This window comes from Aliidongia sp. (assembly GCF_035943795.1).
Classification (GTDB): Bacteria; Pseudomonadota; Alphaproteobacteria; order ATCC43930; family CGMCC-115725; genus Aliidongia.
Genome location: NZ_DASZBY010000034.1, coordinates 142,480 through 168,805, shown reverse-complemented (window position 1 = coordinate 168,805; position 26,326 = coordinate 142,480). Strand labels below are relative to the sequence as shown.

General features: G+C 67.0%; 27 protein-coding genes. 19 read left to right on the top strand and 8 right to left on the bottom strand.

Going from position 1 to position 26,326, the window contains the following annotated elements; all coding sequences use genetic code 11:
• The first annotated feature begins 105 nt into the window (after nucleotides 1-105).
• From infB to irrA, 8 genes are all read left to right on the top strand, one after another.
• Complete coding sequence (gene infB / locus VGV37_RS05400; RefSeq protein ID WP_326878603.1) at nucleotides 106-3,021, top strand: translation initiation factor IF-2; 2,916 nt, start codon at nucleotides 106-108, stop codon at nucleotides 3,019-3,021.
• A 113-nt stretch (nucleotides 3,022-3,134) separates the two neighbouring features.
• Nucleotides 3,135-3,557, top strand: coding sequence for a 30S ribosome-binding factor RbfA (rbfA, locus tag VGV37_RS05395; RefSeq protein ID WP_326878602.1), 423 nt, complete (start codon nucleotides 3,135-3,137; stop codon nucleotides 3,555-3,557).
• A complete protein-coding gene (gene truB / locus VGV37_RS05390) occupies nucleotides 3,554-4,474 on the top strand; it encodes a tRNA pseudouridine(55) synthase TruB (protein WP_326878601.1) in 921 nt (306 codons plus the stop codon). Before rbfA ends, truB begins: the two co-directional genes overlap by 4 nt.
• An 18-nt stretch (nucleotides 4,475-4,492) precedes the next feature.
• Nucleotides 4,493-4,762, top strand: coding sequence for a 30S ribosomal protein S15 (gene rpsO / locus VGV37_RS05385; RefSeq protein WP_326878600.1), 270 nt, complete (start codon nucleotides 4,493-4,495; stop codon nucleotides 4,760-4,762).
• Nucleotides 4,763-5,081: 319 nt separating this feature from the next.
• Nucleotides 5,082-7,208, top strand: a complete 2,127-nt coding sequence (gene pnp / locus VGV37_RS05380) for a polyribonucleotide nucleotidyltransferase (protein ID WP_326878599.1) — start codon at nucleotides 5,082-5,084, stop codon at nucleotides 7,206-7,208.
• An 83-nt stretch (nucleotides 7,209-7,291) separates the two neighbouring features.
• A complete protein-coding gene (gene ugpQ / locus VGV37_RS05375; RefSeq protein ID WP_326878598.1) occupies nucleotides 7,292-8,035 on the top strand; it encodes a glycerophosphodiester phosphodiesterase in 744 nt (247 codons plus the stop codon).
• Nucleotides 8,036-8,153: 118 nt separating this feature from the next.
• Complete coding sequence (locus tag VGV37_RS05370) at nucleotides 8,154-9,572, top strand: NAD(P)H-dependent flavin oxidoreductase (RefSeq protein WP_414637926.1); 1,419 nt, start codon at nucleotides 8,154-8,156, stop codon at nucleotides 9,570-9,572.
• 108 nt (nucleotides 9,573-9,680) lie between these two features.
• The gene (gene irrA, locus VGV37_RS05365; protein WP_326878597.1) at nucleotides 9,681-10,124 is read left to right on the top strand and encodes an iron response transcriptional regulator IrrA; all 444 of its coding nucleotides are present in this window, start codon (nucleotides 9,681-9,683) and stop codon (nucleotides 10,122-10,124) included.
• On the opposite strand, the gene VGV37_RS05360 is transcribed toward irrA, so the two are convergent.
• Nucleotides 10,121-10,555 (bottom strand): DUF6196 family protein, encoded by a 435-nt coding sequence (locus VGV37_RS05360; RefSeq protein WP_326878596.1) that lies wholly within the window; start codon nucleotides 10,553-10,555, stop codon nucleotides 10,121-10,123. The two genes, irrA and VGV37_RS05360, sit on opposite strands and share 4 nt — an antisense overlap.
• Before the next feature lie 64 nt (nucleotides 10,556-10,619).
• Complete coding sequence (locus VGV37_RS05355; protein WP_326878595.1) at nucleotides 10,620-11,084, bottom strand: Lrp/AsnC family transcriptional regulator; 465 nt, start codon at nucleotides 11,082-11,084, stop codon at nucleotides 10,620-10,622.
• A 124-nt stretch (nucleotides 11,085-11,208) separates the two neighbouring features.
• Here VGV37_RS05355 and VGV37_RS05350 point away from each other — a divergent pair, with 124 nt between their 5' ends.
• Nucleotides 11,209-12,084, top strand: coding sequence for an EamA family transporter (locus VGV37_RS05350; RefSeq protein ID WP_326878594.1), 876 nt, complete (start codon nucleotides 11,209-11,211; stop codon nucleotides 12,082-12,084).
• Nucleotides 12,084-13,058, top strand: coding sequence for an aldo/keto reductase (locus VGV37_RS05345; protein WP_326878593.1), 975 nt, complete (start codon nucleotides 12,084-12,086; stop codon nucleotides 13,056-13,058). Before VGV37_RS05350 ends, VGV37_RS05345 begins: the two co-directional genes overlap by 1 nt.
• 6 nt (nucleotides 13,059-13,064) lie before the next feature.
• Here VGV37_RS05345 and VGV37_RS05340 read toward each other — a convergent pair whose 3' ends face one another.
• From VGV37_RS05340 to VGV37_RS05330, 3 genes are read right to left on the bottom strand one after another with little or no spacing between them, the layout of a single operon-like run.
• On the bottom strand, nucleotides 13,065-13,808 hold the full coding sequence (locus VGV37_RS05340; RefSeq protein ID WP_326878592.1) for a class I SAM-dependent methyltransferase: 744 nt from the start codon (nucleotides 13,806-13,808) through the stop codon (nucleotides 13,065-13,067).
• Nucleotides 13,805-15,460, bottom strand: coding sequence for a DUF4166 domain-containing protein (locus VGV37_RS05335; protein WP_326878591.1), 1,656 nt, complete (start codon nucleotides 15,458-15,460; stop codon nucleotides 13,805-13,807). The genes VGV37_RS05340 and VGV37_RS05335 overlap by 4 nt, the downstream gene beginning before the upstream one ends.
• Complete coding sequence (locus tag VGV37_RS05330) at nucleotides 15,457-16,143, bottom strand: SH3 domain-containing protein (protein WP_326878590.1); 687 nt, start codon at nucleotides 16,141-16,143, stop codon at nucleotides 15,457-15,459. Before VGV37_RS05330 ends, VGV37_RS05335 begins: the two co-directional genes overlap by 4 nt.
• A gap of 139 nt (nucleotides 16,144-16,282) precedes the next feature.
• Here VGV37_RS05330 and VGV37_RS05325 point away from each other — a divergent pair, with 139 nt between their 5' ends.
• Nucleotides 16,283-17,269 carry a D-glycerate dehydrogenase gene (locus VGV37_RS05325; protein WP_326878588.1) on the top strand — a complete coding sequence of 329 codons (987 nt, stop codon included), beginning with the start codon at nucleotides 16,283-16,285 and terminating at the stop codon, nucleotides 17,267-17,269.
• Between the two features lie 10 nt (nucleotides 17,270-17,279).
• Here the strand turns inward: VGV37_RS05325 and VGV37_RS05320 are convergent, their stop codons facing one another.
• Nucleotides 17,280-17,867: a LysE family translocator gene (locus tag VGV37_RS05320; protein WP_326878587.1), complete on the bottom strand. Its 588-nt coding sequence runs from the start codon at nucleotides 17,865-17,867 to the stop codon at nucleotides 17,280-17,282.
• Between the two features lie 112 nt (nucleotides 17,868-17,979).
• Here VGV37_RS05320 and VGV37_RS05315 point away from each other — a divergent pair, with 112 nt between their 5' ends.
• The 6 genes from VGV37_RS05315 (at nucleotide 17,980) to modA (ending at nucleotide 23,483) form a co-directional block, all read left to right on the top strand.
• The gene (locus tag VGV37_RS05315) at nucleotides 17,980-18,846 is read left to right on the top strand and encodes a LysR family transcriptional regulator (RefSeq protein WP_326878586.1); all 867 of its coding nucleotides are present in this window, start codon (nucleotides 17,980-17,982) and stop codon (nucleotides 18,844-18,846) included.
• A 249-nt stretch (nucleotides 18,847-19,095) separates the two neighbouring features.
• Nucleotides 19,096-19,377 (top strand): DUF1488 family protein, encoded by a 282-nt coding sequence (locus VGV37_RS05310; protein ID WP_326878585.1) that lies wholly within the window; start codon nucleotides 19,096-19,098, stop codon nucleotides 19,375-19,377.
• Nucleotides 19,374-19,982 (top strand): class I SAM-dependent methyltransferase, encoded by a 609-nt coding sequence (locus VGV37_RS05305; protein ID WP_326878584.1) that lies wholly within the window; start codon nucleotides 19,374-19,376, stop codon nucleotides 19,980-19,982. Before VGV37_RS05310 ends, VGV37_RS05305 begins: the two co-directional genes overlap by 4 nt.
• An 85-nt stretch (nucleotides 19,983-20,067) precedes the next feature.
• Nucleotides 20,068-21,792, top strand: coding sequence for a putative bifunctional diguanylate cyclase/phosphodiesterase (locus VGV37_RS05300; RefSeq protein WP_326878583.1), 1,725 nt, complete (start codon nucleotides 20,068-20,070; stop codon nucleotides 21,790-21,792).
• Nucleotides 21,789-22,526 (top strand): DUF6065 family protein, encoded by a 738-nt coding sequence (locus tag VGV37_RS05295; RefSeq protein ID WP_326878582.1) that lies wholly within the window; start codon nucleotides 21,789-21,791, stop codon nucleotides 22,524-22,526. The genes VGV37_RS05300 and VGV37_RS05295 overlap by 4 nt, the downstream gene beginning before the upstream one ends.
• 177 nt (nucleotides 22,527-22,703) lie before the next feature.
• Complete coding sequence (modA, locus tag VGV37_RS05290; protein WP_326878581.1) at nucleotides 22,704-23,483, top strand: molybdate ABC transporter substrate-binding protein; 780 nt, start codon at nucleotides 22,704-22,706, stop codon at nucleotides 23,481-23,483.
• Here modA and VGV37_RS05285 read toward each other — a convergent pair.
• Nucleotides 23,411-23,953 carry a hypothetical protein gene (locus tag VGV37_RS05285; protein WP_326878682.1) on the bottom strand — a complete coding sequence of 181 codons (543 nt, stop codon included), beginning with the start codon at nucleotides 23,951-23,953 and terminating at the stop codon, nucleotides 23,411-23,413. The genes modA and VGV37_RS05285 overlap by 73 nt on opposite strands.
• On the opposite strand from VGV37_RS05285, the gene VGV37_RS05280 reads away from it, so the two are divergent.
• On the top strand, nucleotides 23,834-24,553 hold the full coding sequence (locus VGV37_RS05280; RefSeq protein WP_326878678.1) for a DUF2167 domain-containing protein: 720 nt from the start codon (nucleotides 23,834-23,836) through the stop codon (nucleotides 24,551-24,553). The genes VGV37_RS05285 and VGV37_RS05280 overlap by 120 nt on opposite strands.
• Before the next feature lie 5 nt (nucleotides 24,554-24,558).
• Nucleotides 24,559-25,284, top strand: coding sequence for a site-2 protease family protein (locus VGV37_RS05275; RefSeq protein WP_326878580.1), 726 nt, complete (start codon nucleotides 24,559-24,561; stop codon nucleotides 25,282-25,284).
• On the opposite strand, the gene VGV37_RS05270 is transcribed toward VGV37_RS05275, so the two are convergent.
• Nucleotides 25,281-26,312 (bottom strand): proline racemase family protein, encoded by a 1,032-nt coding sequence (locus tag VGV37_RS05270; RefSeq protein ID WP_326878579.1) that lies wholly within the window; start codon nucleotides 26,310-26,312, stop codon nucleotides 25,281-25,283. The two genes, VGV37_RS05275 and VGV37_RS05270, sit on opposite strands and share 4 nt — an antisense overlap.
• Between the last annotated feature and the right edge of the window lie 14 nt (nucleotides 26,313-26,326).

The window sequence follows — 26,326 nt, the reverse complement described above, 5'->3', positions numbered from 1 at the left end:
GAGACGCCCGAAGACGGGAGCGAAGTTCTGGCGGGCGCTCTGGGTGCGCCCGCGATCAGGCAACGGTGCCGCGGCACCCGAGTGGATGGACGGTTTCGGGAAGACATGACGGACAGCAACGAACAAGAGACCAAGCGCCCTCTCAGCCTCGCGCGCCCCGGTGGCCGCCTCGAGCTGAAGAAGCCGATCGATGCGGGCTCAGGTCAGGTCCGGCAGAGCTTCCCGCACGGCCGCACCAAGACCGTGACGGTCGAAGTCAAGAAGAAGCGCGCGATCGAGCCGCCGCGCCCCGGTCATGCTCCGACGGTCGAGGCGGCACCCGTGCCGGCACCGGTCGTGGCCCCGGCCCCGGCGCCGGTCGTCCAGAAAGTTGCGGCCCCGGTCGCTCCGGTGGTGGTCGCCCCCGTGCAGCAGGCTCCCGCGCCCAAGCCCGAACCCGTCGTCGAGGCGGCACCGGTCGTCGTCGAGGCCGCGCCGGTCGCGGTGCCGCCGGCCGCTGAAGCCCCGAAGGCCGAAGCGCCCGTCGCCCCGCCGCCGAAGGTCGAGGCAGCGCCCGTCGTAAGTGCCGCGCCACGCCCGGCCGAGCCGACACGTGTGCTGGGTCCGCGCCCCGCCGCCCGGATCCTGACGCCGCCGACCACGCCGACGTCGCTGCGTCGCGGCGGCGCCACCGTGCCGCGCACCTTGACCGAGGAAGAGCGTGCCGCCCGCATGAAGGCCGTGCAGAGCATGGTCCATGGCGAGGCGCAGCGGAAGCAGACCGAGATCGAGCTGGCCCGGCGCTCGCGCGAGCTCGAGACCGAACGCGCCCGGGACGAGGAAGAGCGCCGCCGCCACGTCGAGGAGACGGCTGCCGCGGAGGCCCGCCGTCGCGCCGAGGACGAGTCGCGTCGCACCGCGGACGAAGTCGCCAAGAAGCAGAAGGTCGAGGACGATTCGCGCCGCGAGATGGCCGAGCGGGCCGGCAAGAACGCCGCCGCCAAGGTCGCTGCCCTGACGGCAGCCGGCAAGGTCAAGCCGGGCGTCGCCGAGCCCGAAGCCGAGGAGGCACCGAAGCGCGGCGCCATCGGCCGCGTGGTCGAGAAGCGCACGCCCGCCCCCGCCCCCGCACGGACCCGGACCGATCAGCGTCGCCGCACCGGCAAGCTGACCGTCACCCGCGCCCTGTCGGACGATGACGACCGTACGCGCTCGCTGGCTTCGGTTCGCCGGGCCCGGGAACGCGAACGCCTGCGCATGATGCAGCAGGCCGAACAAGTAAAGGTCGTGCGCGACGTGATCATCCCTGAATCGATCACCGTGCAGGAGCTGGCCAATCGCATGGCCGAGCGCGGCACCGATGTGATCAAGGCCTTGATGCGCAACGGCATCATGGCGACGCTGACCCAGTCGATCGACCCGGATACGGCCGAATTGATCGTGGCCGAATTCGGCCATGTGGTGAAGCGCGTCGCTGAGGCCGACATCGAGATCGGCCTCAAGGGCGATGAAGACATCGACGAGGCGCGCGAGGCGCGTCCGCCGGTCGTCACCATCATGGGCCATGTCGATCACGGCAAAACCTCGCTGCTGGATGCGCTGCGTCAGACCGACGTGGCCGGCGGCGAAGCGGGCGGCATCACCCAGCATATCGGCGCCTATCAGGTGACCTTGCCCAGCCAGCACAAGATCACCTTCATCGATACGCCGGGCCATCAGGCCTTCACCGCGATGCGTGCCCGCGGCGCCAACGTGACCGACATCGTCGTGCTCGTCGTCGCCGCCGATGACGGCATCAAGGACCAGACGGTCGAGGCGATCCGCCATGCCAAGGCGGCGGGCGCTCCGATCATCGTGGCGATCAACAAGATCGACAAGCCGGGTGCCGACGCCAATCGCGTCCGTCAGGAACTGCTCCAGCACGACCTCGTGGTCGAAGGCATGGGCGGCGACGTGCTCGACATCGAGGTATCGGCGCTGAAGAAGACCGGCCTCGACAAGCTGGAAGAGGCGATCCTGCTGCAGGCCGAGCTGTTGGACCTGCGCGCCAACCCGAACCGGTCGGCCGAAGGCGTCATCATCGAAGCCAAGCTGGAGCGGGGCCGGGGTGCCGTGGCGACCGTGCTGATCCAGCGCGGCACGCTCAAGGTCGGCGACATCTTCGTCGCGGGCGGCGAGTCCGGCAAGGTGCGTGCCCTGCTCGACGACAAGGGCGAGAACATCAAGACGGCCGGCCCCGGCATGCCGGTCGAGGTGTTGGGCCTCAACGCCGCCCCGATGGCCGGCGACGATTTCTCGGTCGTCGAGAACGAGGCGCGCGCCCGTGACGTCGCCGAGTTCCGCCAGCGCCGCAAGCGCGATGCGACCCATGTCGCCGGTGCGCGCGGCACGCTCGAGGAGATGTTCTCCGCGATCGCGGCCGGTACGGCCAAGGAACTGCCGATCGTCGTCAAGTCGGACGTGCAGGGCTCGCTCGAAGCCATCCTGGCTTCGCTCCGCGGCCTCGGCACCAACGAAGTGGCGGTGCGCGTGCTGAACAGCGGCGTGGGTGCGATCAGCGAGAGCGACATCAACCTCGCCGGCGCCTCCAAGGCGATCGTGATCGGCTTCAACGTCCGTGCCAACCCGCAGGCCCGCGACCTGGCCCGGCGCGACAGCGTCGACATCCGCTACTACTCGATCATCTATGACGTGATCGACGACATGAAGCAGATGCTCGAAGGCATGCTCGCCCCGTCGCTGCGCGAGAACTTCCTGGGCAATGCGCAGATCCGCGAAGTGTTCGACATCACCAAGGTCGGCAAGGTCGCCGGCTGCATGATCACCGAAGGCATCGTCAAGCGCGGCGCCAAGGTTCGCCTGCTGCGCGACAGCGTGGTCATCCATGAAGGCAGCCTGAAGACGCTCAAGCGCTTCAAGGACGAGGTCAAGGAAGTCCGCGAGGGTTACGAGTGCGGCATGGCGTTCGAGAACTACACGGACATCCAGGCCGGCGACATCATCGAGTGCTTCGAAGTCGAAGAGGTCAAGCGGACGCTCTGACCGGGCGTATCGCTCAAGAGCAGCGGCCCTCACCCTTCCCTCTCCGCTTCGGCGGTGGAGGGTGCCGAGCGTAAGCGCGGCGGGTGAGGGCGTTTCCGCTGGAAGGAAGAACCATGAATAAACGCGACGGCCGGACGGCGAGCCAACGGCAATTGCGCGTCGGCGAAGAGATTCGCCATGTGCTGGCCCAGGTGCTGGCACGGGACGAACTGCGCGATCCGGACCTGATGGGCCGCACCATCACGGTGACCGAGGTCCGCATCAGTCCCGACCTGAAGAACGCGACCGCCTTCATCGTGCCGCTCAACGGCGAGCATGGTGCGGAAGTGCTGAAAGGGCTGAAGCGCTGCTCGGCCTATCTGCGTGGCACCGTGGGCCGCGAAGTGCGCCTGCGCGCGGTGCCGCGTCTATCGTTCGAGCTCGACGTCTCGTTCGACCAGGCCCAGCGTATCGAGGAACTGCTGCATCGCCCCGAAGTGCTGCAGGACATCCGGCCGCCCGCTTCCGACGAAGACGACGAAGCGCCGGGCGCGTGAAGCGCAAGGGTACCCCCGTCCACGGCTGGGTCGCGTTCGATAAGCCGGTCGGCATGACCTCGACTCAGGCGGTCGGACGGGTTCGCCGGGCGTTCAATGCGGAAAAGGCCGGCCACGGCGGCACGCTCGACCCCCTGGCCAGCGGCATGCTGCCGATCGCACTGGGCGAGGCGACCAAGACCGTCGCCTATGCCATGGCCGGCATGAAGCGCTATCGCCTGACCGTGCGCTGGGGCGAGGCGACGGCGACCGACGATGCCGAGGGGACGGTCACCGAGACCAGCCCGGTGCGGCCTGGCGAAGATCAGATCCGCGCGGCGCTGCCGCAGTTCACCGGCGACATCCAGCAGGTACCGTCGACCTATTCGGCCATCCTGGTCGACGGCGTCAGGGCCTACGACTTGGCCCGCGCCGGCCAGGCGGTCGAATTGCAGCCCCGCGCCATACGCATCGATGCCTTCGATCTGGTCTCGATCGACGATGAAAACCACGCGACTTTCGACGTCACGTCCGGCAAAGGCGCCTATATGCGCAGCCTTGGCAGGGACTTAGCCCGCGTCCTGGGCACGGTCGGTCACCTGCGCGCGCTCCGGCGCCTGACGGTCGGCCGCTTCACGGTCGAACACGCGATTTCTGTGGATATGCTGGACCATCTGGGGCATATTCCCGCGCTATCCGAGCACCTGCTGCCGATCGAGACCGCGCTGGACGACATCCCGGCCCTGGCCTTGTCGGAGGCTGAAGCGCTCCGCCTGCGACAAGGACAAAGCGTCCCGTCGCCTTGCCCGCCGGATCGGGCAACCATCGGTCTACTCGGCAACGGGTCGATTGTCTCCGTCAGCGCGAGCGGCAAGCTCGTCGCCTTGGCGGAGTTCGATGCAGGCATGCTTCGGCCGGTGCGTGTCCTGAACCTGTAAGATAAAGGAACGTTTCCGATGTCGATTACCGCTGAGCGCAAGACCGAGCTCGTCAAAGAATACGCCACGAACGAAGGCGATACCGGTTCGCCGGAAGTCCAGGTCGCGATCCTGTCCGAGCGGATCAAGAACCTGACCGGGCATCTGGGCGACCACAAGAAAGATTTCCATAGCCGCCGTGGCCTGTTGGTCATGGTCGGTCAGCGACGTTCGCTGCTGGACTACCTGAAGCGCAAGAACGTTTCGCGGTATGAGCAGCTGATCGGTCGGCTGGGCCTGCGCCGCTGAGCAGGCTAGACGCCCAAACGAACGCGATGCGACCCCGGGCATCGCGGCATGGGGACCGGTCCATCGGACCGGTCGATGCCCAAGCCGCGCCCGGGGTTTTGCATATCGCCGCATCGCTTCGCCGGGTCGTATCCCGAGGGTCGGGGCTATTTCCGACCCGCCGCCGCACCGCGGTACTTTCGGTGCTTTCCAAGACACCCGATCCCGCCAGCCGCCAGGCCATCCAGGGTGACAGCACCCCCACGGATTTCGGAACCGGCCATGATGGTCGGAAATTCGCCGGGCGCGCGCGGGATCAAGAAAAAGGGAAAACCCCATAATGTTCCAAGTCTTCCGCAAGGAAATCATTTGGGGCGGGCGCAAGCTCGTCCTCGAAACGGGCAAGGTTGCCCGCCAGGCCGACGGCGCCGTGATGGCGACCTATGGCGACACCACCGTGCTCTGCACCGCCGTCGGCGCGCGCAAGATCAAGCCGGGCCAGGACTTCTTCCCGCTGACGGTCAACTACCAGGAAAAGACCTTCGCGGCCGGCAAGATCCCGGGCGGCTTCTTCAAGCGCGAAGGCCGTCCCAGCGAGAAGGAAACGCTGGTTTCCCGCCTGATCGACCGCCCGATCCGTCCGCTGTTCGCCCACGGCTTCCTGAACGAAACCCAGGTCGTCTGCACGGTCCTCAGCCACGACCTCGAGAATGATCCGGATATCGTCGCGCTCATCGGCGCGTCGGCTGCCCTCACCATCTCGGGCATCCCCTTCATGGGTCCGATCGGCGGCGCGCGCGTCGGCTACGTCGACGGCCAGTACGTCCTCAACCCGAAGGTCGGCGAGGGCGACAAGAGCCAGCTCGACCTGGTCGTCGCCGGCACCAACGAAGGCGTGCTGATGGTCGAGTCCGAGGCGAAGGAGCTGAGCGAAGAGATCATGCTCGGCGCCGTGACTTTCGGTCATAACGCCTACCAGGACGTGATCAACGCGATCATCGGCCTGGCCGAGTTGTGCGCCAAGGAGCCCTGGGCGATGCCGGCTCCGGCCGACACCGTCTCCGCCGTCGACAAGAAGCTGCGCGACGCCGTGACGGCCGAGCTGACCGCCGCCTATGGCGAGCGTCAGAAGTCGATCCGCCAGGAGAAGATCAAGTCGGTCAAGGGCCGGCTCGAGACCATCTTCGAGGATACCGCCGAGCGCGAGATCGCCGGCAAGCTGTTCAAGGATGTCGAGAAGGACATCGTGCGCGGCGCCATCCTCGAGACCGGCATCCGCATCGACGGCCGCGACACCAAGACCGTCCGCCCGATCGTGGCCGAGGTCGGCGTCCTGCCGCGCGCCCATGGTTCGGCGCTGTTCACCCGCGGCGAGACCCAGGCGCTGGTCGTGACCACGCTCGGCACCGGCCAGGACGAGCAGATCATCGACGCGCTCGACGGCGAATATCGCGAAAACTTCATGCTGCACTACAACTTCCCCCCGTACTCGGTGGGTGAAGCCGGCCGCATGGGTTCGCCCGGCCGCCGCGAGATCGGCCATGGCAAGCTCGCCTGGCGCGCAGTCCACCCGCTGATGCCCAGCAAAGAAGCCTTCCCCTACACGATGCGCGTCGTCTCGGAGATCACCGAGTCGAACGGTTCGTCGTCAATGGCGACGGTCTGCGGCACTTCGCTGGCATTGATGGACGCCGGTGCGCCGCTCGTACGGCCCGTCGCCGGCATCGCCATGGGCCTGATCAAGGAAGACAAGGGCTTCGCCGTGCTGTCCGACATCCTGGGTGACGAAGATCACCTGGGCGACATGGACTTCAAGGTCGCCGGCACCGAGCTGGGTGTCACCGCCCTGCAGATGGACATCAAGATTACGTCCATCACCGAGGAGATCATGAAGATCGCCTTGGCGCAGGCGCATGACGGCCGCAAGCACATCCTGGGCGAGATGGCCAAGGCGCTGACGTCCGGCCGCGAGGAAGTGTCCGGCAACGCGCCCCGCATCACCACGATCAACATCCCCAAGGACAAGATCCGTGAAGTGATCGGTTCGGGCGGCAAGGTCATCCGCGAGATCTGCGAGACGACCGGCGCCAAGATCGACATCGAAGACGACGGCACGATCAAGGTGTCCTCGGTCGACAGCGCGGCCAGCCAGGCGGCGATCGACTGGATCAAGGGCATCGTGGCCGAGCCGGAGTTGGGCGTCGTCTACAACGGCAAGGTCGTGAAGACCGTCGATTTCGGCGCCTTCGTGAACTTCCTGGGTTCGCGCGACGGGCTCGTCCACATCTCCGAGCTGGCATCCTCGCGCGTCGGCAAGGTGACGGACGTCGTCAACGTCGGCGATGCGGTCAAGGTCAAGGTCCTGGGCTTCGACGATCGCGGCAAGGTCAAGCTCAGCATGAAGCAGGTCGACCAGGCGACCGGCACCGACCTCACCAAGCAGGAAGAGGCCCCGGCCGGCGAATAACCGGCCACAGCCCCTTTCTGCCACTGCTCCGGAAGAGCGGCCGCCAGTCTCGCGGCCGCTCTTTCACTTTCGAGGAGGGTCCGATGCGACAACCCCAACTCCTGGTCCCCAAGGTCGTCGGCCATCGCGGTGCCGCGGGCCATGCGCCCGAGAACACGCTCGCCGGTTTCCGCATTGCCAAGGCGCTGGGCGTCTCGTGGGTCGAGTTCGACGTGCATCTGACTGCCGACGGTCGCTGCGTCGTGCTGCATGACGACCTGATCGATCGCACGACCGACGGCCAGGGCGCCGTCGGCGACATGGTGCTGGAAGAAATCGCGTCCTACGACGCCGGTGCCTGGTTCGACCCGCGCTTCGCCGGTGAGACCATTCCGACCTTGGAGGAGGTCATCGACCTGTTGGCCGACCTCGGCCTCGGCGCCAACGTCGAGCTGAAGCCGACGCCGGGCGTCGAGGACGACACCGCCATCGCCACCATGGAATTGCTGCGCTCGGCCTGGCCCGACCATCTGCCGCCACCGCTGGTCTCAAGCTTCGACTATCGTTCGCTCGAAGTGGCGCGCGACGTGGCTCCGGAGATCGCGCGCGGCCTGTTGCTGGAGACGGTGACCGACGAATGGCGCGGGATGGTCGAGGCGATCGAGGCCACGACCCTGCATTGCGGCCATACGCCGCTCACCCCGGCGCGCGCCAGGGAAATCCGCGCCGCCGGATACCCGCTTTTCTGCTATACGGTCAATCATGCCGGCCGCGCGCAGGAGTTGTTCGGCTGGGGCGTCTCGGGCGTTTTCACCGATGTTCCGGATCAGGTCCTGCCGCTGGTCTGAGCGGCGGACCTGACGGCGCGCCGGTCGGGGTTAGCTTTTTTCGGATGGAGCCCATATAAGGGGCGGGATTTTTATAACGACGTTGGATGGCGCGGGGGACCTTGGAGTCCGGCGCCGTATGGACTGGGAGTGGATGGCAGTGAAGGCGTTGAAACCGCTGGTTATTTCGGGACGCGAGGTATTGCCGCTGGTTGAAGGCGGCAAAGGCATCTCCGTATCGAATGGCGAGAGCTCCGGTGCCTGGGCGGCCGCCGGTGGTGTCGGCACCTTCTCGGGCGTGAATGCGGATTCCTTCGACGAGCACGGCCAGGAAATCCCCCAGATCTACTACGGCAAGACCAGGCGCGAACGGCACGAGGAACTGGTCGCCTATTCGATCCGCGGCGGCATCCAGCAGGCCAAGATCGCGCATGAAGTGTCGAACGGCCAAGGCCGGATCCACATGAACGTGCTGTGGGAGATGGCCGCCGCCGAGCGCATCCTGCACGGCGTCCTCGAGGGCGCCAAGGGCCTGATCCACGGCGTCACCTGTGGGGCCGGCATGCCCTACAAGATCGCGGAGATCTGCGCGGAATACGGCGTCTATTATTATCCGATCGTGTCGTCGGCCCGCGCGTTCCGCGCCTTGTGGAAGCGCGCCTACCACAAATTCTCGGGCCTGCTGGGCGGCGTGGTCTACGAGGATCCCTGGCTGGCGGGCGGCCACAACGGACTGTCCAATTCCGAGGACCCGGAGAAGCCGGAAGCGCCCTATCCGCGCGTCCTGGAGCTGCGCCAGCAGATGCGCGAGTTCGGCCTCGACCAGACCCCGATCTTCATGGCCGGCGGCGTGTGGCGCCTCGACGAGTGGGAAGACTGGATCGACAATCCGGAAATGGGGCCGATCGCCTTCCAGTTCGGCACCCGCCCGCTGCTGACCAGGGAAAGCCCGATCTCCGAGGCCTGGAAGAAGCGGTTGCTGACCCTGAAGCCTGGCGACGTCTATCTCAACCGCTTCAGCCCGACCGGCTTTTATTCCTCGGGCGTCACCAACGATTTCCTCCAGGACCTGACCCATCGGTCGGAGCGCCAGGTGGCCTACACCGTCGAGCCGGTCGGCGAACACAGCGTCGCCTTCGCCGTGGGCCCGCGCGCGCGTATTGTCTATCTGGCGGCGCATGACAAGGAGCATGCTGAGCGCTGGGTCGCCGAAGGCTTCACCGAAACCATGCGCACCCCGGACTCGACCCTGGTATTCGTGACCCCGGCCTCGGCCGAGCAGATCCGCATCGACCAGGTCGATTGCATGGGCTGCCTGTCGGCCTGCGGCTTCTCGAACTGGTCCCAGGGCGAGAGTGGAACGACCGGCAAGAAGGCCGATCCCCGCTCGTTCTGCATCCAGAAGACGCTGCAGGGCATCAGCCATTCCGACGAGATCGACGACAATCTGATGTTCGCCGGCCATAATGCCTATCGTTTCGGCAGCGATCCGTTCTACGCGGATGGCTTCGTGCCGACGGTCGGGCAATTGATCGAGCGACTGCAGACCGGCGCCTGATGCAACGGTTCCGGGCGATACTTGGGCACTACATGGGCTCGTCGCACGGGGCACATGGCATCACCGCTTCCCTTGCGGCAAATTCGTGACCATATTGGTGGGATGTCCATGACCGACATCCCATCAATGCCGCCCGCATCCTCGATCGACCAAGCCGTTCCCGCGCGCCTGAAGCAGGCCGGCCTGCGCCCGACCCGTCAACGCCTGGCGCTGGCGAGCCTGTTGTTCGAAGGCGGCCCGCGCCATGTCACGGCGGAGCAGTTGCAGGGCGAAGCGAGTTCGAATGCCATCAAGGTCTCCCTGGCGACGATCTACAACACGCTGCACCAGTTCACCGAGGCGGGCCTGCTGCGCGAAGTGGTGATCGAGCCGGGCCGGTCGTATTTCGACACGAACATCGACGACCATCATCATTTCTACGTCGAGGGCTCAGGCCAGTTGCTCGACATCCCGGGCGACACCGTCAGCCTCGCCTGCCTGCCGACCCCGCCGGCCGGCACCACGATCAGCCGGGTCGACGTCATCATCCGGATCGGCCCGGCGCGCGCCTAAGGCTTGCCGACCATCCGTTCGACTTCGGCGATGATTTCGGGCGCGAGCGCCGCCGGCACGCCCCAATAATCGAAGATCCCGCCGTCCCGCCGGTTTTGCCCGCAGGTGACGAACACGCCCGTGCCGAAGCGTTGTTTCAGGCGCGATGCCAGCCAGCCGACGAAACCACTGTTGTCGGCCCCGGCCGGGAAATGGAAGCGGAACAGGCCGAACAGTTCCTCAGCTTCGTCGATGCTTGGCACGAGTTGGCTCCAGACCTGCTCGTCGCGCACCAGCGCCAGCGCATCGGCCCGTGCCGCGGCCGGAAAATCGCCGAGCGGGAATTCGAGGAAGGCGAAGGTGCCGGGATAGACCAGCAGTTTCGCTTCTGCCGTGACCCGCAGCAGACGCCGTTCGGTTTCGTCGATCGTCTCACGCGATATTGTAACCATTTAAACATGTCTTTCATGGTTTCTTCCCAACCATAGCCAGAGCGAATCCCGGAAAGGCACGCTGCTACTGCAAGGGCGGTACGCGCTGTGCGACGGTCGTCGAGACGATCACCGAGGTGTTGGTCGAGGCATAGGGCAGGAGCCCGTCGATCAGCGTCTCCAGGTCGGCGACCGTGGGCACGAGGGCCTTCGCGATGAAACAGTCATCGCCCGTCACGCGGTCGCACGCGATGATCTGCGGCAGGGCAGCGAGCATCTCGGCCACCCGCGTCAGTTCGCCCGGCATCGGGCGGATGCGCAGATACGCGCCCAGGGGCAGGCCGACTGCGGCGGGATTGATCCGTACGGTATAGCCCTCGATCACCCCCGCCTCTTCGAGCCGTCGAACCCGTTCGGTCGTGCTGGGTGCCGACAACCCGATCTTGCGGGCGAGATCGCGGATCGGCGTCCGGGCATCCTCGGTCAACGCCCGCAGGATTTCGGTATCGAGCGCATCGAGCGCGCCATCGACATATCGAATTCGCTTCATGACGCGCATCTCCCGACGATCGAAAAGGCAAGATAGTCGATCTGCCTTCATATTGTAGGAAAATGGGCGACCTTATCGATCTTATGACATGGAACCGAGCGGTCTTCCGACGGAAGATGACGGCATGACCCAGATCCAAGCGACCGGCGCCCGCACAGCCCGCCCCATTCCGCCCCAGGCATGGTTCGGCGTCAGCGCGATCTTCCACTATCTCGGCCCTTCTTTCGCAGTGCTGCTGTTTCCGGCCGTCGGCGTGCTCGGCGTCGCGTGGCTGCGGATCGCATCCGCGGCACTGTTGTTCGCCCCTGCGACGCGCCCCTGGCGAACCATTGCCCAAGCCGGGGCGCGCGAGCGCTGGCTGCTGGTGGCGCTGGGCGCCTGCCTTGCCCTGATGAACTGCAGCTTCTACCTGGCGCTGGACCGCCTGCCGATCAGCCTGGTCGCCACCATAGAATTCGTCGGCACGATCGGCCTGGCACTCTACGGGCTGCGCACGGGGCGCAACCTGCTGGCCCTGATCCTGGCCATGGGCGGCGTCTTTCTGCTGATCGACGTGCGCTGGTCGGACAATCTGGCGGGCCTGTGCTGGGCGGCCCTCAACGGCGTGCTGTTCGTCCTCTATGTCGTGCTCGGTCACCGGATCGCCCGGGCTGGCGCGGGCGCCGGGATCGAGCGGCTGGGTGCCGCCATGGCGGTCGCATTCCTGTTCATCTTCCCGATCGGCGCACTGCAGGCGTTCAAGGCGTTCGACCATCCCGTGCTCATCCTGGCCGGCGTCGGCGTCGGCCTCTGCTCCTCGGTCATCCCCTATGTCTGCGACCAGCTCGCCATGGCGCGGCTGCCGCGCGCCAGCTTCGCGCTGCTGCTCACCCTGCTGCCAGCCAGCGCCACCCTCATCGGCGCCATCGTGCTGGCGCAGATCCCTTCCCTGCGCGACCTGGGCGGCATCGCGCTGGTCATGGCCGGCGTCGGCTTGCATCGCCCTGCGGAGATAAAATAATGGACTATGTCAATCTCGGCCGTTCCGGCCTCAAAGTGTCGCGCATCGGCCTCGGCTGCATGAGCTATGGAATCGAGCAGCGCGCTTGGCGGCTGGCCGAGGCGGAGAGCCGTGGGTTCATCCGCCGAGCGCTCGAACTGGGCATCACCCTGTTCGACACGGCCGACATGTACGGCGACGGCGAGAGCGAGGAGTTGGTCGGGCGCGCGCTAGGCGACTATGCCCGGCGCGACGAGATCGTCATCGCGACCAAGGTCTTCTATCCGGTCCGCCCCGATGCCAACGGCCGCGGCCTGTCGCGCAAGGCGATCTTCGCCGGCATCGACGCCAGCCTGCGCCGGCTGCGGACCGACCATGTCGATCTCTACCAGATCCACCGCTGGGACGAACACACCCCGATCGAGGAAACCCTGGAGGCGCTGCACGACATCGTGAAGGCCGGCAAGGCGCGCTACATCGGTGCCTCCTCGATGCTCGCCTGGCAGTTCTGCACCGCCCTGCATCTGGCCGACCGGCACGGCTGGACACGTTTCGTGTCGATGCAACCGCACTACAACCTGATGAACCGCGAGGAAGAGCGCGAGATGCTGCCGCTGTGCCGGGCCGAGGGCATCGGCGTGCTGCCCTGGGCACCGCTCGCGCGCGGCCGGCTCGCCCGTCCGTGGCAGGCACCATCGAGTACCGACCGCGTCCGCCACGACCAGACCGCGGCGCATCTCTATACGGCGACGGAAGCGGCGGACGAAAAGGTCGTGGATGCGGTCGGCGCGGTCGCCGCCGCCCGCGGCGTGTCGCGTGCCCAGATCGCGCTCGCCTGGCTGCTCAAACGACCCGGCATCACCGCCCCGATTGTCGGCGCCACCCAGCCGACCCATCTGGACGATGCCGTCGCAGCGCTCGCGGTCGGGTTGACCGACGAAGAGATCCAGATACTGGAGCGCCCCTATGTGCCGCATGAGGTGAGCTTCTTTTGACGAACGCTATCCCCGCCGCGCCAGGGTGACGATCTCAGGACTGCCCGGCCCGAACGATTCTCGCCCGAAGTCGCCGTAACGCCGGTCGCAGACGAGGCCGGCGGTGGCGAGGCGGGCGTCGAGGATGGCGGCGGCGGTGAATTGCAGCTGTGCCTCGGACCGCCGTTCCGTGCCGTCGGCGAAGCGGCGCACCAGGGTGACGTGATCGACCTCGGTCGCGGCGTCATAGGCAGACGCGGCCCAGACCTCGACCGGCCCGCGCGCAGGATCAGTGAAACGGTGCCAGAATTTGAAGCCGGCGCCGTCGGCGTAATCCTGCTGTCCCGGATTGCGCGTCTCGAAAGCGAAGATCCCGTCGGGCGCCAGATGCCGTGCCACCCGCGCGAACAGGGCCGCCTGGGATGATGCACCGATCAGATGCTGGAAGGCGTGGGCGGTCATGACGATCAGGCGGAAACACCGACCCAGGTCGAAGCTTATCGCATCGCCGACATGCCAGTCGACCGCGCCCGCCGCGTCGAGCGTCCGGGCATGTTCGATCATCGGTGCCGCCAGATCGAGCCCCGTCACGTCGTGCCCATCGCCCGCCAGCGCCCGGGCCAGCCGGCCGGTGCCACACGCCAGGTCGAGGACCGGCCCGCCGGTCTCGGCGGCAAGCGACCGGTAGAAATCATCATCCGGCCCCCAGCCGTTCTCGGCATCGTAGAGGGCGGCATCGTCATACTCGCCGTAGGGCACCGGCTCGGTCATGGGACATCCTGTCCGGCCACCGGCCCGAGCCAGCCGCTGTACCTGACGATCTGCCCGATCCAAGGCAGATCGATCGAGACGTCGAAGCGAAAGCGTCCCTGGTCGTCGATCGTCTCGCGGCCAGTCGCACGCGGCATCAAGCGGCGCGGCAACCGCAGCGGCCCGAACCGCCACTGGTCGGCGGTCATCGACAGCGCCTCCCCTTCGATCAGGACGGTACAATCGAACGTGAGCGGGCCGAAGCGTTCGCGGATCACGCCGACCGAACAGGCCGGGCTCAGATGGCTGACGAAGCGCCGACCTTCGAATACGCGGGTCCATCGCTCGCCGCCCTCCTGCCGTTCGATGACGACGGTCGCCGCGACATCCCGGCCGGCCGGTGGAAAGCCGAGCAGCCGAGCGAGGATCCGCCCGACCAGATTCGACGCTCCCCCGATACCGGCGCGACCGGCATGGACGTTTCGACCGGTCGGCGAATGCAGCGCGCGGATCGGCGCCGGCAGCGACGAGAATCGATCGCCCGATACCCGGGCGAACAGCGGGTCGTTCGGACGGGTGCGTTCGATCCGGGTCGACAGTCGGTACGGCCGAAACTCGGCCTCGATCCAGTCGAGCGGCAAGACACTGACACAGGCCATGGCACCAGGATGGACGAGCCTTCCATCCCCCAATGCCCGGACTGCCGCCAGGCACGGCAGGACCGGCACGACCGGCCCATCGCCGCCCTCCGCCACCAGGCTCCAACGCGCCCCAACCGGCGCCCCGCCGGCGTCCAGCCCCACCACCGCAACGATCATGCCGCCACGATCGGACCCGAAGAGGATGAACAGGTCAGCCAAGGCGCGAAACAGGCCGGCGAACGGCACCAGCGACGGCACCAGCCGAGCTCGCACCAGCAAGCTCGCCGCGACCAGACCCAGATGCAGGATCGGCAGTTCGAGCCCGGCCCGGAAGATTGCCCGCTGCCGCACGGCGAACCGCGCGGGCAGGATGTCGAGGTCCGGCGTCTCGCAGAGCGACAATAAGCGCCGCCCGACGCCAGGGATCTCCTGTCGCGTCAGCAGGCCCCATCCGGCCGCCGTACCCCAGCGCCCGTTCCGGAACAGCCGGACCGGCCGCCCGGCATAGGACAGGATCGCCGCCACGACCGACAGGCCGCGCGGTGCCCGGTTGCCGGGCGAAATGGCGATATCGACCGTCTCGACGACGGTCCACCCGGCGGTCAAATGGTCCAGCACCGCATTCGACAGCGCCGGCGTCGAACTGGCGCCCGTCAATGCCACGACCCCCGCGGCGCGCGCCGCGTCGTCGAGGGCCGGAAACGCGGCGACGAAATCGCGCGCGTCGGCCAGATCCAGATAATGCAACCCGGCCTCGATCGCCGCCCGCGCCAGCGTGAGGTCGCTCGCCTGGAACGGTCCGGCTGCGTCGATCACGAGAAAGCCCTCCAGCGCACGCAATTGCCCGGCCGTCACGTCCCGGCGATCCAGGCGAACCGCGCTCCAGCGTCCGGGGTCGGCCGCCGGAATCGAGGCGCATTCGGGATGCCGGCCCGCGAGCACTATATGGAAATCGGTCGAAACGATGAGCGCATCGGCCAGCCGTCGGCCGAAACTGCCGGCGCCGCCGACCAGGATGATCCGCCGGTTCACGGCGCCGGAAAGACCTCGGTCGTATAGACGCCGAATACCTCGCCGCGATGGATCCAGCCGCGGATGTCGTTGACCTCAATGCGGCACCAGTCGCCGGGCATCGGGCATTCCATCAGCCGGCCGATCACGCCCGGTTCGATATGGGCGACCGGCGCCGCCGTCGCGGACGGGTCGTTGCGCAGGGTGCCCACCTCGCCCTTGACGATGACCGAGCGTCGGCCGGTCAATTGCGAGGACAGCACCCAGCCGACGGTGCCCTCCCAATCGCGGATCTGCCGCCAGACGTCGTTCTCGGCCAGGATCTCGACCGGCATGTCGCGACGGGTGAATACCCAGTCGATCGGGAAGCGCGTGCCCGGGCCGACGCGCACGTAAGCCTCGCCCTTGCGCATCGCGGCGAAGCGCGGCAGCGGCAAGCTGGTTTCATGGGACGATTTGACGGTCGGCTTCGGCGGCGGCTTGACGGTCGCCGCCGGCGGTGCGGCGCCGGCAGCAGGCGCCTCGCCAGGCGTCGCCGGCTGGGTGATCGGCGGCACCGGCGGCTTCACCTTGGGCCGCGGGATCTTGTCGGCGGCGAAGGCGGTGCCGGACACCAGCCAGATCAGCAGGACGGCCAGCGCCGTCGCCACGGCGACGGAGCGCCGAAAGCTCGACCGATTCAGCGTAATTTCCCAGTCCCCCATGCCGAAATCTTGTTAAGCGCGGGGGACGCCCGGGTCAAGCGCGCGCATGACGCGGCCCGCCTGCTGCTGCGGCCCTGGACAAAGGCCGACTCCCGCTGATATGGCCTTGGGCACGGGCTCCGTCGGGACGGGAAATTCCATGCAGAAAAAACCAACCATCGTCGTCGTCACGCGCAAGCTGCCGGAGCCGATCGAGACGCGGATGGTGGAGCTGTTCGACGCCCGGCTCAACGTCGACGACACGCCGATGACCCAGGCTCAGCTGATCGAGGCGGTCAAGACCGCCGAGGTACTGGTGCCGACCGTGACCGACCGGATCGACGTCGCCGTGCTGTCCCAGGCCGGTCCTCAGCTGAAGCTGATCGCGTCGTTCGGCACCGGCGTCGACCACATCGACCTCGCGACCGCCCGCCAGCGCGGCATCACGGTCACCAACACGCCGGGCGTGCTGACCGAGGATACCGCCGACATGACCATGGCGCTGATCCTGGCGGTCGCCCGGCGTCTCTCGGAAGGCGAGCGGCTGCTGCGCTCGGACAAATGGACCGGCTGGGGCCCGACCCACATGCTGGGCCATCGCATCTGGGGCAAGCGGCTCGGCATCGTCGGCATGGGCCGCATCGGCACGGCGCTGGCCCGCCGCGCCAAAGGCTTCGGCCTGTCGATCCATTATCACAACCGGCGCCGCGTACTGCCCGAGATCGAGTCCCAGCTCGAGGCGACCTATTGGGAAAGCCTCGACCAGATGTTGGCCCGCATGGACATCATCTCGATCAATTGCCCGCATACGCCGGCGACCTATCACCTGCTGTCGGCGCGCCGGCTGAAGCTGATGCCGCGCCATGCCTACATCGTCAATACCGCGCGCGGTGAGGTGATCGACGAGAACGCGCTGACCCGCATGCTGGCGGCCGACGAACTGGCCGGCGCCGCCCTCGACGTGTTCGAGCACGAGCCGGCGGTCAATCCGAAGCTGGTCAAGCTGTCCAACGTCGTGCTGCTGCCCCACATGGGCTCGGCCACGATCGAGGGCCGCATCGACATGGGCGAGAAGGTCATCATCAACATCAAGACCTTCGCCGACGGCCACCGCCCGCCGGACCGCGTGCTGGAGACGATGTTCTAGCAAATCCGGCTTACAGAAAGCTGATCGCCGCCGCGCCGAGGATCATGGCACCCAGGCCCAGGTTCAAGGCACGTTCGGTCGCCGGGCGCAGGATCGCCTGGTGCAGCGCCACGCCGACCAGCAGCCAGGCGATGTCGACGACGATCATCGCCGCCACCATCAGCAGCCACTTGACCAGCAGATCGGCGGTCGGCGCGCCTGCCAGGATCGACTGGGACGCCAGCAGCGAGACGAAGGCGACATAGGCCTTGGGGTTGGTGATGCCGAGCAGGAAGCCGGCGATCGGTCGGGACGAGGTCGCCCGGCCTTGGAGCGCCGACCCGACCGGCGCGGTCGCGATCTTGTAGGCCAGATAGACCAGATAGATCGTGGCGACGATCGTGAGCGCGCGCAGGAAACCCGGAAACGCCGTCAGCAGCGAAAACAGCCCGACCGCACACAATCCCGAGGCGGCGGCCAGGCCGACCTGCAGGCCGGCGTAGTAGCGCAGGCCGCGCGCCAGCCCCGCCGTCCGCCCGACCGCGATCAATGCCGCGATACCCGGCCCCGGCGAACCCAGCAGCGACACTGCCGAAATCATGAATAAACCGAATGCCACCGCGTCCATTCGCAACCGCCCCTTCGTTGTCGTCGATTGCGAAACTACGAAGGTCGATCCACAATAGAGAAGCTAATTTAACTTCTGGACTCTATTAGAGATCGAGATAGCGATGCCTACCCTGAGCAACATCGACGTCGGTTTGCTGCGCACTTTCGTCGCCGTGGCCGAGACCGGCCGGATGACCGCCGCCGCCAAGATCGTGAACGTGAGCCAAGGCGCAGTCAGCCAGCAGATCAAGCGGCTGGAGGGCTTCTTCGAGGCTCGGTTCTTCGATCGCACGGCCGATGCCGTGCGGCTGACGCGTGCAGGCGAGCGGCTGATCGTCCATGCTCATCAGCTGATTGCCCTCAACGATGCCATCATGGGCCAGATGCGCGCGGTGGAGTTCGCGGGCGAGGTGCGCCTGGGCGTGCCGCACGACATCGTCGGCATGTTGATGCCGCCGATCCTGCGCAGCTTTCGCCAGGCGCATCCGAATGTGCTGGTAACCCTGGTCAGCGACACGACCCGGTCGCTGCGGACGAGCCTGCGCGACCGCCTGGTCGACCTCGCCCTGCTGACCGAACTGGAGCCGGGCGACGGCGACCAACTGCTGATGTCCGACCGGCTGGTCTGGGTCGGCGCGCGCGGCGGGGATGCCGGCAGCCGCCGGCCCGTGCCGGTCGCGCTCGGCCAGGAGAGCTGTGGCTTCCGCGCTTCCACGATCCAGGCCCTGACCAAGGCCGGGCTGGAATGGCGCGCGATCTGCCAGGTCGGTAGCCTGGAACCGGTGTTCGCGACCCTGGAGGCGGATATGGCCGTCGCGACTTTCCTGTCGCGCACCGTGCCCGATCGCCTGGCGACGGTCGACGACGCGCAACTGCCGCCCCTGCCGCGCTACCACGTCAATCTGCGCCTGCCCTCGACCGGCGTGGCCGCAGTCACCGCCGAACTCGCGCGCCATGTCCGCGAGGGCTTCGCCCGGCGCTATCCCTGACCGCCATGCCGCAGCGCGGAATCGAATCCATCTTCCCAGCAGGTTGAAACAGGAGTGCAATGGGTTCGTTCCGCGGTCGCCTGGGAGGGTCCCATGAAGCGGTTTCACGAATTCTTCGATGTCATCGGCCTGGTCGGTGGGGCGGCGATCTTCGTCGGCTTCCTGACGCTGATGGTCCTGCACTGACGAGCCGGCCCGCTCGTCCGACCACGCGCCTCTGGACATCGGCCCCGGCGCGGCGGCATTTTCATGGCCATGCCGATCTTCACTTTTCCCGACGATGCCGAATGGGACGAGCCCCTGCGTGCGGTGACCTTCTCGGTCGAGATCGGGGAGTATCGCGGCGTCGTGCGCGTGCCGCGCACCTTGTTCCAGGCCCTGCTGCCGGTCGGCCCGACGCCGGAAGCCTGCGTCGAGGCCTTCCATCTGGAACGCGCCCGGTTCGAGCAGGCGGCCGAACGGCGGATCCGCGAGCGCCGCCTGTCACCCGACGGGAACGTCGACCTCACCATCGCAGACCTCAAGGCATGAGCGACCAGCAGGCCCTGTGGGACGCGCGCTACCGGGCCGAGGATTATCTGTTCGGCACGGAGCCCAACGGCTATCTGGCCGCGCAGCTTCATCGCCTGGTGCCGGGCCAGCGCGCACTCGCGGTCGGCGACGGCGAGGGGCGGAACGCGATCTGGCTCGCGCGCCAGGGGCTGGACGTCACCCTGGTCGACATCTCGCCGGTCGGCATCGACAAGGCGTTGCGACTGGCACGGCACCAGGGGTGCCGAATCACGACGGTCACCGCCGACCTGACTCGATGGGACTGGCCGCGGGACCAGTTCGATCTGGCGGTCGAGATCTTCGTCCATGTGCCGGTTGCGGACCGGCGACATATCCATCGCGCCATGGCCGCCAGCCTCAAGCCCGGCGGCCTGGCTCTGGTCGAGGCGTTCCGGAAGGGCCAGGCCGACCGGGCGTCGGGCGGCCCCCGGTCGGCACCGCTGCTGTATGACGCCGACGCGCTCGCCGAGGATTTCGGGGCGCTCGAGACCCTCGAACTGCTCGAAGGCACCGTGCTGCTGGCCGAAGGTGCCAGGCACCGCGGGCCCGCGGCCGTCGTCCGCTACCTGGGGCGCCACCCCTGACCATTGTCCTCGATGAGGTGGCTTTATTTCCGCCCTGCATTGAAGATAGACTCCGCCTTCTTCAAGCGAACGGAAAGCCCGCCTGATGGCCGAGACGGCGTTGGACCGCGAATTTCTATGGAATCTCCTGGAAAACATTCCGGCGATGATTTGGGTGACCGACGCCGATCACGGCTGCATCCACGTCAACCGGGCGACGCTTGCCTTCACCGGTCGGACCCTGGAGCAAATGCTGCACGGCGGCTGGCGCGAGACGATCCATCCCGACGATCTGGTTCCGCTCGACGCCAGCATCGCCGCCCACCATCAGGACCATACCCCCTTGCGCGCCGAGATCCGCAATCGGCGCCGTGACGGGGAATATCGCTGGATGCAGGTGCATGGCCAGCCGCTGTTCGATCCCGACGGCACGTATCGCGGCACCATCGGCCTCAGCCTGGATATCACCGACGCGAAGCGGCACGAGCACGAACTCGCCCGCATGGTCACCCATGACAAGCTGACCGGCCTGCCCAATCGGGCGCTGATGGAAAGCCTGATCGAGGCGGCGGTCGACAGCGCGCGCGGCGACGGCCGCAAGCTGCCGGTACTGACCTTCGGCGTCGACCGGTTCCAGACCATCAACGAGACCCAGGGCCACGGCGCCGGCGACGCACTGCTGGCCGAGGTCGGCCGGCGCATCGGCCTGATCCGCCATGGCCACGAGGTCGCGGGCCATCTGTCCGGCAACCGCTTCGTGATGATCGGCGAGGCGGGGGTCAGCACCGAGAACGCCTATCGGACCGCCGGCCGCCTGCTCGACCTGTGCCGGGTGCCGTTCCGGCTCAACGACGTGCCGCACGAACTGTCCGCCTCGATCGGCATCTCGATCTTTCCGGACGACGGCCATGAGCCGGGCGAATTGATGCGCGCCGCCGAGGCGGCCCTGCAGACCGCCAAGCAGCTGGGCGGCAATCATTTCGCCTTCTTCGACCGCGACCTGCATGGCAATGCCAAGAACCGGTTCGACCTGGAGACCGACCTGCGCCGCGCCATCCCCGCTGGCGAACTGGTGCTGCATTTCCAGCCGAAGGTCTCGCTGCCGGACTATCGCCTGGTCGGTTTCGAGGCGCTGGTGCGCTGGCAGCACCCTGAACGCGGCATGCTGCCGCCCGTCACCTTCGTCAATCTGGCCGAAGAAGCCGGCTTGATCGGACCCTTGACCCGCTGGGTGTTCGAAGCGGTCGGCCGCCAACAGCGGGAGTGGATCGACGCGGGCCTGGTGCCGGTGCCGATCGCGGTCAACGTCTCGCCACGGGAATTCCTGGGCGACCTGCTCGAGGAACATCTGGCCGCGTACAAGCAGTACGACCTGCCGGACGGCCTGATGGAGATCGAGATCACCGAAAGCACCATGATCGACGATTTCGATCGGGTCTGCCGCATCGTGCAGACCCTGACCGACGCGGGCATCAAGGTCGCCATGGACGATTTCGGCACCGGCTATTCGAGCCTGGCCAATCTCAACCGGCTGCCGATCTCGACGCTGAAGATCGACCGCGCCTTCACCAAGGACGTGGACTGGGACCGTGCGAGCCGCGCCGTCGCCTCCGCCATCATCTCGCTCGCGGCCGAACTGGGCTTGGACGTGGTCGCCGAGGGTGTCGAAACGCGCGAGCAGCTGAACGTGCTGCGTACGCTCAAATGCACGGTCGTTCAGGGCTTCCTGACCGGCCGCCCGGTGCCGGCCGACGAGGCGGTCGACCTGCTGCGCCATCCGTCGCCGATACCGACCGCGCGCGCGCTGATCGAAGCGGCGAGGGCGCAGTGAGCGGACCCATGCGCCTGATCTGCTATCCGACCTCCGGCGCCCCGCCGCTCATCCGCACCGCCCCGGTCGAACGCGACTGGATGACCGCGACACCGGAGGGGTTCGCCTATCGCTGCCTGCCGCTCAACATCGCCAACGCCTACGGCTGGCAGGTGCTGAACCCGACCGGCTTCGTGGCGCTGTGGAACGGCGGCGCCAATATCGACGCCATCATCCTCACGCCGACGATCCCCGGGACACCCCTGCCGGCGCTCAGCCATTTCGGCCAGGGCATCCTGACCTTTCACGTGACCGGCCTGTTCCGCACCGAACCCGGCTTCGACCTGTGGGTCGGCGGACCGGTCAACGAGTTCAAGGATGGTGTCCAGCCCATGAGCGCCGTGGTCGAGACCGACTGGTCGCCCTTCACCTTCACCATGAACTGGAAATTCACTCGGCCCCACCATCCCGTCACGTTCGCCGAGGGCGAGCCGTTCTGCACGATTTTCCCGATGCAGCGCGGCCTGATCGAACAGGTCGAGCCCGAGATCCGGATCATGGCCGAGGATCCTGAGGTCCAGGACGCCTATACCAAATGGTCGGCCGAGCGCGCGGCCTTCAACAAGGACCTGCAGGTGCCCGGCTCCGCCGCCCAGGCCGCGAAATGGCAGAAGGACTATTTCAAAGGCGCCGCCAGCTTCGGTACTGCCCCGCCGGACCATCGGACCAAACTGAAGCTGAAGGATTTCAAGTAGGCGCCGAACTCGGGCATGCTCCCGTACGCGCCGCCTAGTTGTTTTAGCCCGGCCATGACGATGAAAAATGGCTGTCCATCTGGAATATAATAGAAAATTGCAGCTTCCATCGTCGGCCTTGGCCTTCGTGCCTCGGGCGATATATCCTGACGAACATATCGATCGTCCGGAGGTCCCATGCGTCGCTCTTTCCGTTTCGGCTTGTTCGCGGTCGCCCTTTTCGCCGGCTTGGCCGGGCGTCCGGCGGCGGCGGCCGACCTACTGGTGTTCGCGGCGGCCAGCCTGAAGAACGCGCTCGACGACGCCATCGCCGACTATGGCAAGCGCAGCGGCGTCAAGGTCGAGGCGTCCTATGCTGCCAGCGGTCCGTTGGCGAAGCAGATCGAGAATGGCGCGCCTGCCGACCTGTTCATCTCGGCCGACCTCGACTGGATGGACGAGGTCGCCAAGCACGACCTGATCCGGCCCGAGAGCCGGACCAACCTGCTGGGCAACCGGCTGGTGCTGGTGACCGCCAAGGACAATCCGATCGCAATCACGCTCGCCCCCAATGCCGACCTGCTGAGCGCGCTCAAGGGCGGGCGGCTTGCGATTGGCGACCCGCAGTCGGTGCCGGCCGGCAAGTACGGTCAGGCGGCGCTGGAAAAGCTTGGGCTCTGGGCCGGCATCGAGCCTCATCTGGCCCGTGCCGAGAGCGTGCGCGCGGCCCTGGCGCTGGTCAGCCGGTCCGAGGCGCCGCTCGGCATCGTGTATGCGACCGATGCAGCGGCCGACACGGGCGTTCGGGTTGCCGCAGACTTCCCGGCAAGCTCCTATCCGCCGATCATCTATCCGGCCGCCGTGGTCAAGGCCAGCACCAACGCCGGCGCCAAGGCCTTCCTCGCCTATCTGGAAAGCCCTGCCGCCGCCCCGTTCTTCAGCCACCAGGGCTTCACTCTCCTCGCCCCGCCGGCCTGATCAGGGTGGCCGCCGAACGGCATTAGGCCGGCCGCCGCCGCAACAATCTTCGATTGAGAATTGGCATCTTTGTCGCCATAGATGAAGCTGGCCCGGTCCGACGGACGGCATCGGGCCGTCACCCGTGCCCGCTGCCGAGGATCATCGTGCTCGCCCATTCTGTTCGGACCTTCCGGCTCTCGGCCGGCCTCTTTGCCGTCCTGTCCCTGCTGGTCGCCACGCCCCATCGGGCCCGCGCCGCCGATGCACCAGATCACCAGGCAGAGGTCGACGCGGCATGGCAAGAGGCAGAGAAAACCGCTGTGCGTGGCCCTGCCCCGATCACATTGCGCGATCAGGCGGTTTTGCAACTGCCGGGCGGCGAGGCATTCATACCGCAGGCGCAGGCTGCTCAGATATTGCGCGCTGCCGGCAACATGTCCAACGAATCGCTGGTCGGTATGATCGTCGGCATGAGCGACGCCGGCCATTGGTGGATCGTGATCCGGTTCGTCAACGACGGCTATATCGAGGATGGCGACGCGAAGGAATGGAACGCCGACGACCTGTTGAAGAGCCTGCGCGAAGGAACGGCGAAGGCCAATCGCGAGCGTGCGGCGCGCGGCTTCCCGGAGATGGACATCATCGGTTGGGTCGAGCCGCCGGGCTATGATGCGGCCACGCATCGGCTGGTCTGGTCGCTGTCGGGGCAGGTTCGCGGGGCGCCCAGCGATCAGCCCCACAGCGTCAACTACAATACCTACGCACTGGGTCGGAACGGCTATTTCAGCCTCAACCTGCTGACCGATTCGACCGACGTCGAAGCGGACAAGCCGATCGTGCGCGCACTGCTGGGTTCGCTCGACTACCTGCCTGGCAAGCGTTACGAGGATTTCGTGGGTTCGACCGACAAGGTCGCCGGCTATGGGCTGGCGGCGCTCATCGGCGTCGTCGCGGTCAAGAAGATCGGGCTGCTGGCCGGCCTGGGCATCTTCCTGGTGAAAATCTGGAAGGTCGGCCTGCTCGCGATCGCCGGCGTCGGAGCCGGCATCAAGCGCTTCTTCAAGCGCTCGCCCCGGGCGGGCGACTAGCGCCGATGGTCAAGCTGCTGTTCGTGCTGTTCGGCTTTCTGAAGCTGGGCAAGGTCGCGGCGACCGGCGGCACCATGCTGCTGTCGTTGCTCATCTATGGTTCGATCTACGGCTGGCGCTATGCCGCGGGCTTCATCGGACTGCTGTTCGCCCATGAGATGGGCCACTATCTGGCGGCCCGCCAGCGCGGCCTCGCAGTCGGCGCGCCGACCTTCATCCCGTTCGTCGGCGCCTGGATCCAGCTCAAAGAACAGCCGATGAACGTCGAGACCGAGGCCTATGTGGCGGCCGCCGGCCCGTTCGTCGGCACGCTGGCCGCGACCGCCGTCTATTTCTGGGCACGCGACGCCGGCAGCAGCCTGCTGCTCGCGATCGCCTATTCGGGCTTCTTCCTCAATTTCTTCAACCTGCTGCCGATCTCGCCGCTCGATGGCGGGCGGATGACCGCGATCCTGACGCCGCGGGTCTGGCTGCTGGGCGCGCCGATGATGGTGGCGCTCGCCGTCTATCGGCCGAGTCCGCTCCTGATCATGATCGCGATCCTGTCGTTCCCGTCGGTCATGAAGGCCTGGCGCTACGACCCGAACGCGCCGGAGAACCTCGCCTATTATGGCGTGCCGGTTCGGCTCAAGCTGGAATATGGCGTGTTCTACCTGGGGCTCGCGGCCTTTCTCGGCATCATGACCCAGAGCGTCCACGGCATGCTGGAAACCGCCCACCGCGGCTTTTAGCGGGACTGCCCGAGATCGGCGAAGCGGCGCGGCAGGGTGAAGCCGAAACCCAGCGGGTCCGCCGCCTCGACGATGAAACGGGCTTCGCCGGCATAATGTGCCCGGCCCGACACGCGCACAGTCACCGACGCATCGAGCCCGCTGCCGTCGGCCTCCCCCAACTCACCCCGGAACGCCTGACCCGAAATGCCGCGGAACGCACGCGCCCGGCCGGGTCCGATCGATCCCTTTGCATAGTCGAGCGCCATGCGCGCGGTGACGCCGCTGCCGGTCGGCGATCGGTCGATCTGGCCTTCGGCGAAGATGCAGAGATTGTCGCTCTGCGCATCCATCGCGGCATCGTCCGTCAGGATGGTGCCGTAGAGGAACCCCAGGTCCGGCTCGTCCGGATGGGTGATCTCGACGGCCGCCCTGACCGCGTCGGTGATGGCGACCCCGGCGGCGACAAGGGTATCGACCGGCGTGGTCGCGAGCGGCAGGCCCAGGCGCGAGGACGGCAGGATTGCGTAATAGGCGCCACCGAACGCGATATCGAGCGTGACGCGTCCATGGCCTGGCACCTCGACCGCCAGGTCCAGGTGGCTCGCGAAGGCGCGCACGCTTTCGAACGTCACCAGCGGCGCGTCGCCCTCCGCGGGCTCGACCGAGACCCGCACGATGCCGCAGGGCGTTTCCAGCCGGAAGCGTGCGCTGCCGTTGTCGGCGGCGACCCGGCCGGAATCGACCGCCCAGCGGCCGATCGCGATGGTCGCGTGACCGCACATGGTGCTGTAGCCCTCGTTATGGGTGAACAGCACCGACAGGTCGGCATCCGGATGGCAGGGGGCCATCGGGATCACGCCATACATGCCGGCATGGCCGCGCGGCTCCAGCATCAGCGCGGTGCGGATCCGGTCGAACCGGTCCCGCGCATCGCGCCGCTTGTCGAGGATCGTCCGCCCCGCGAGCTCCGGATAGCCACCGGTGACGATGCGCACCGGTTCGCCGGCGGTATGCAGGTCGACCGTGTCGAAGATCTGGCGTGACATGGTTTCCGGTTTCC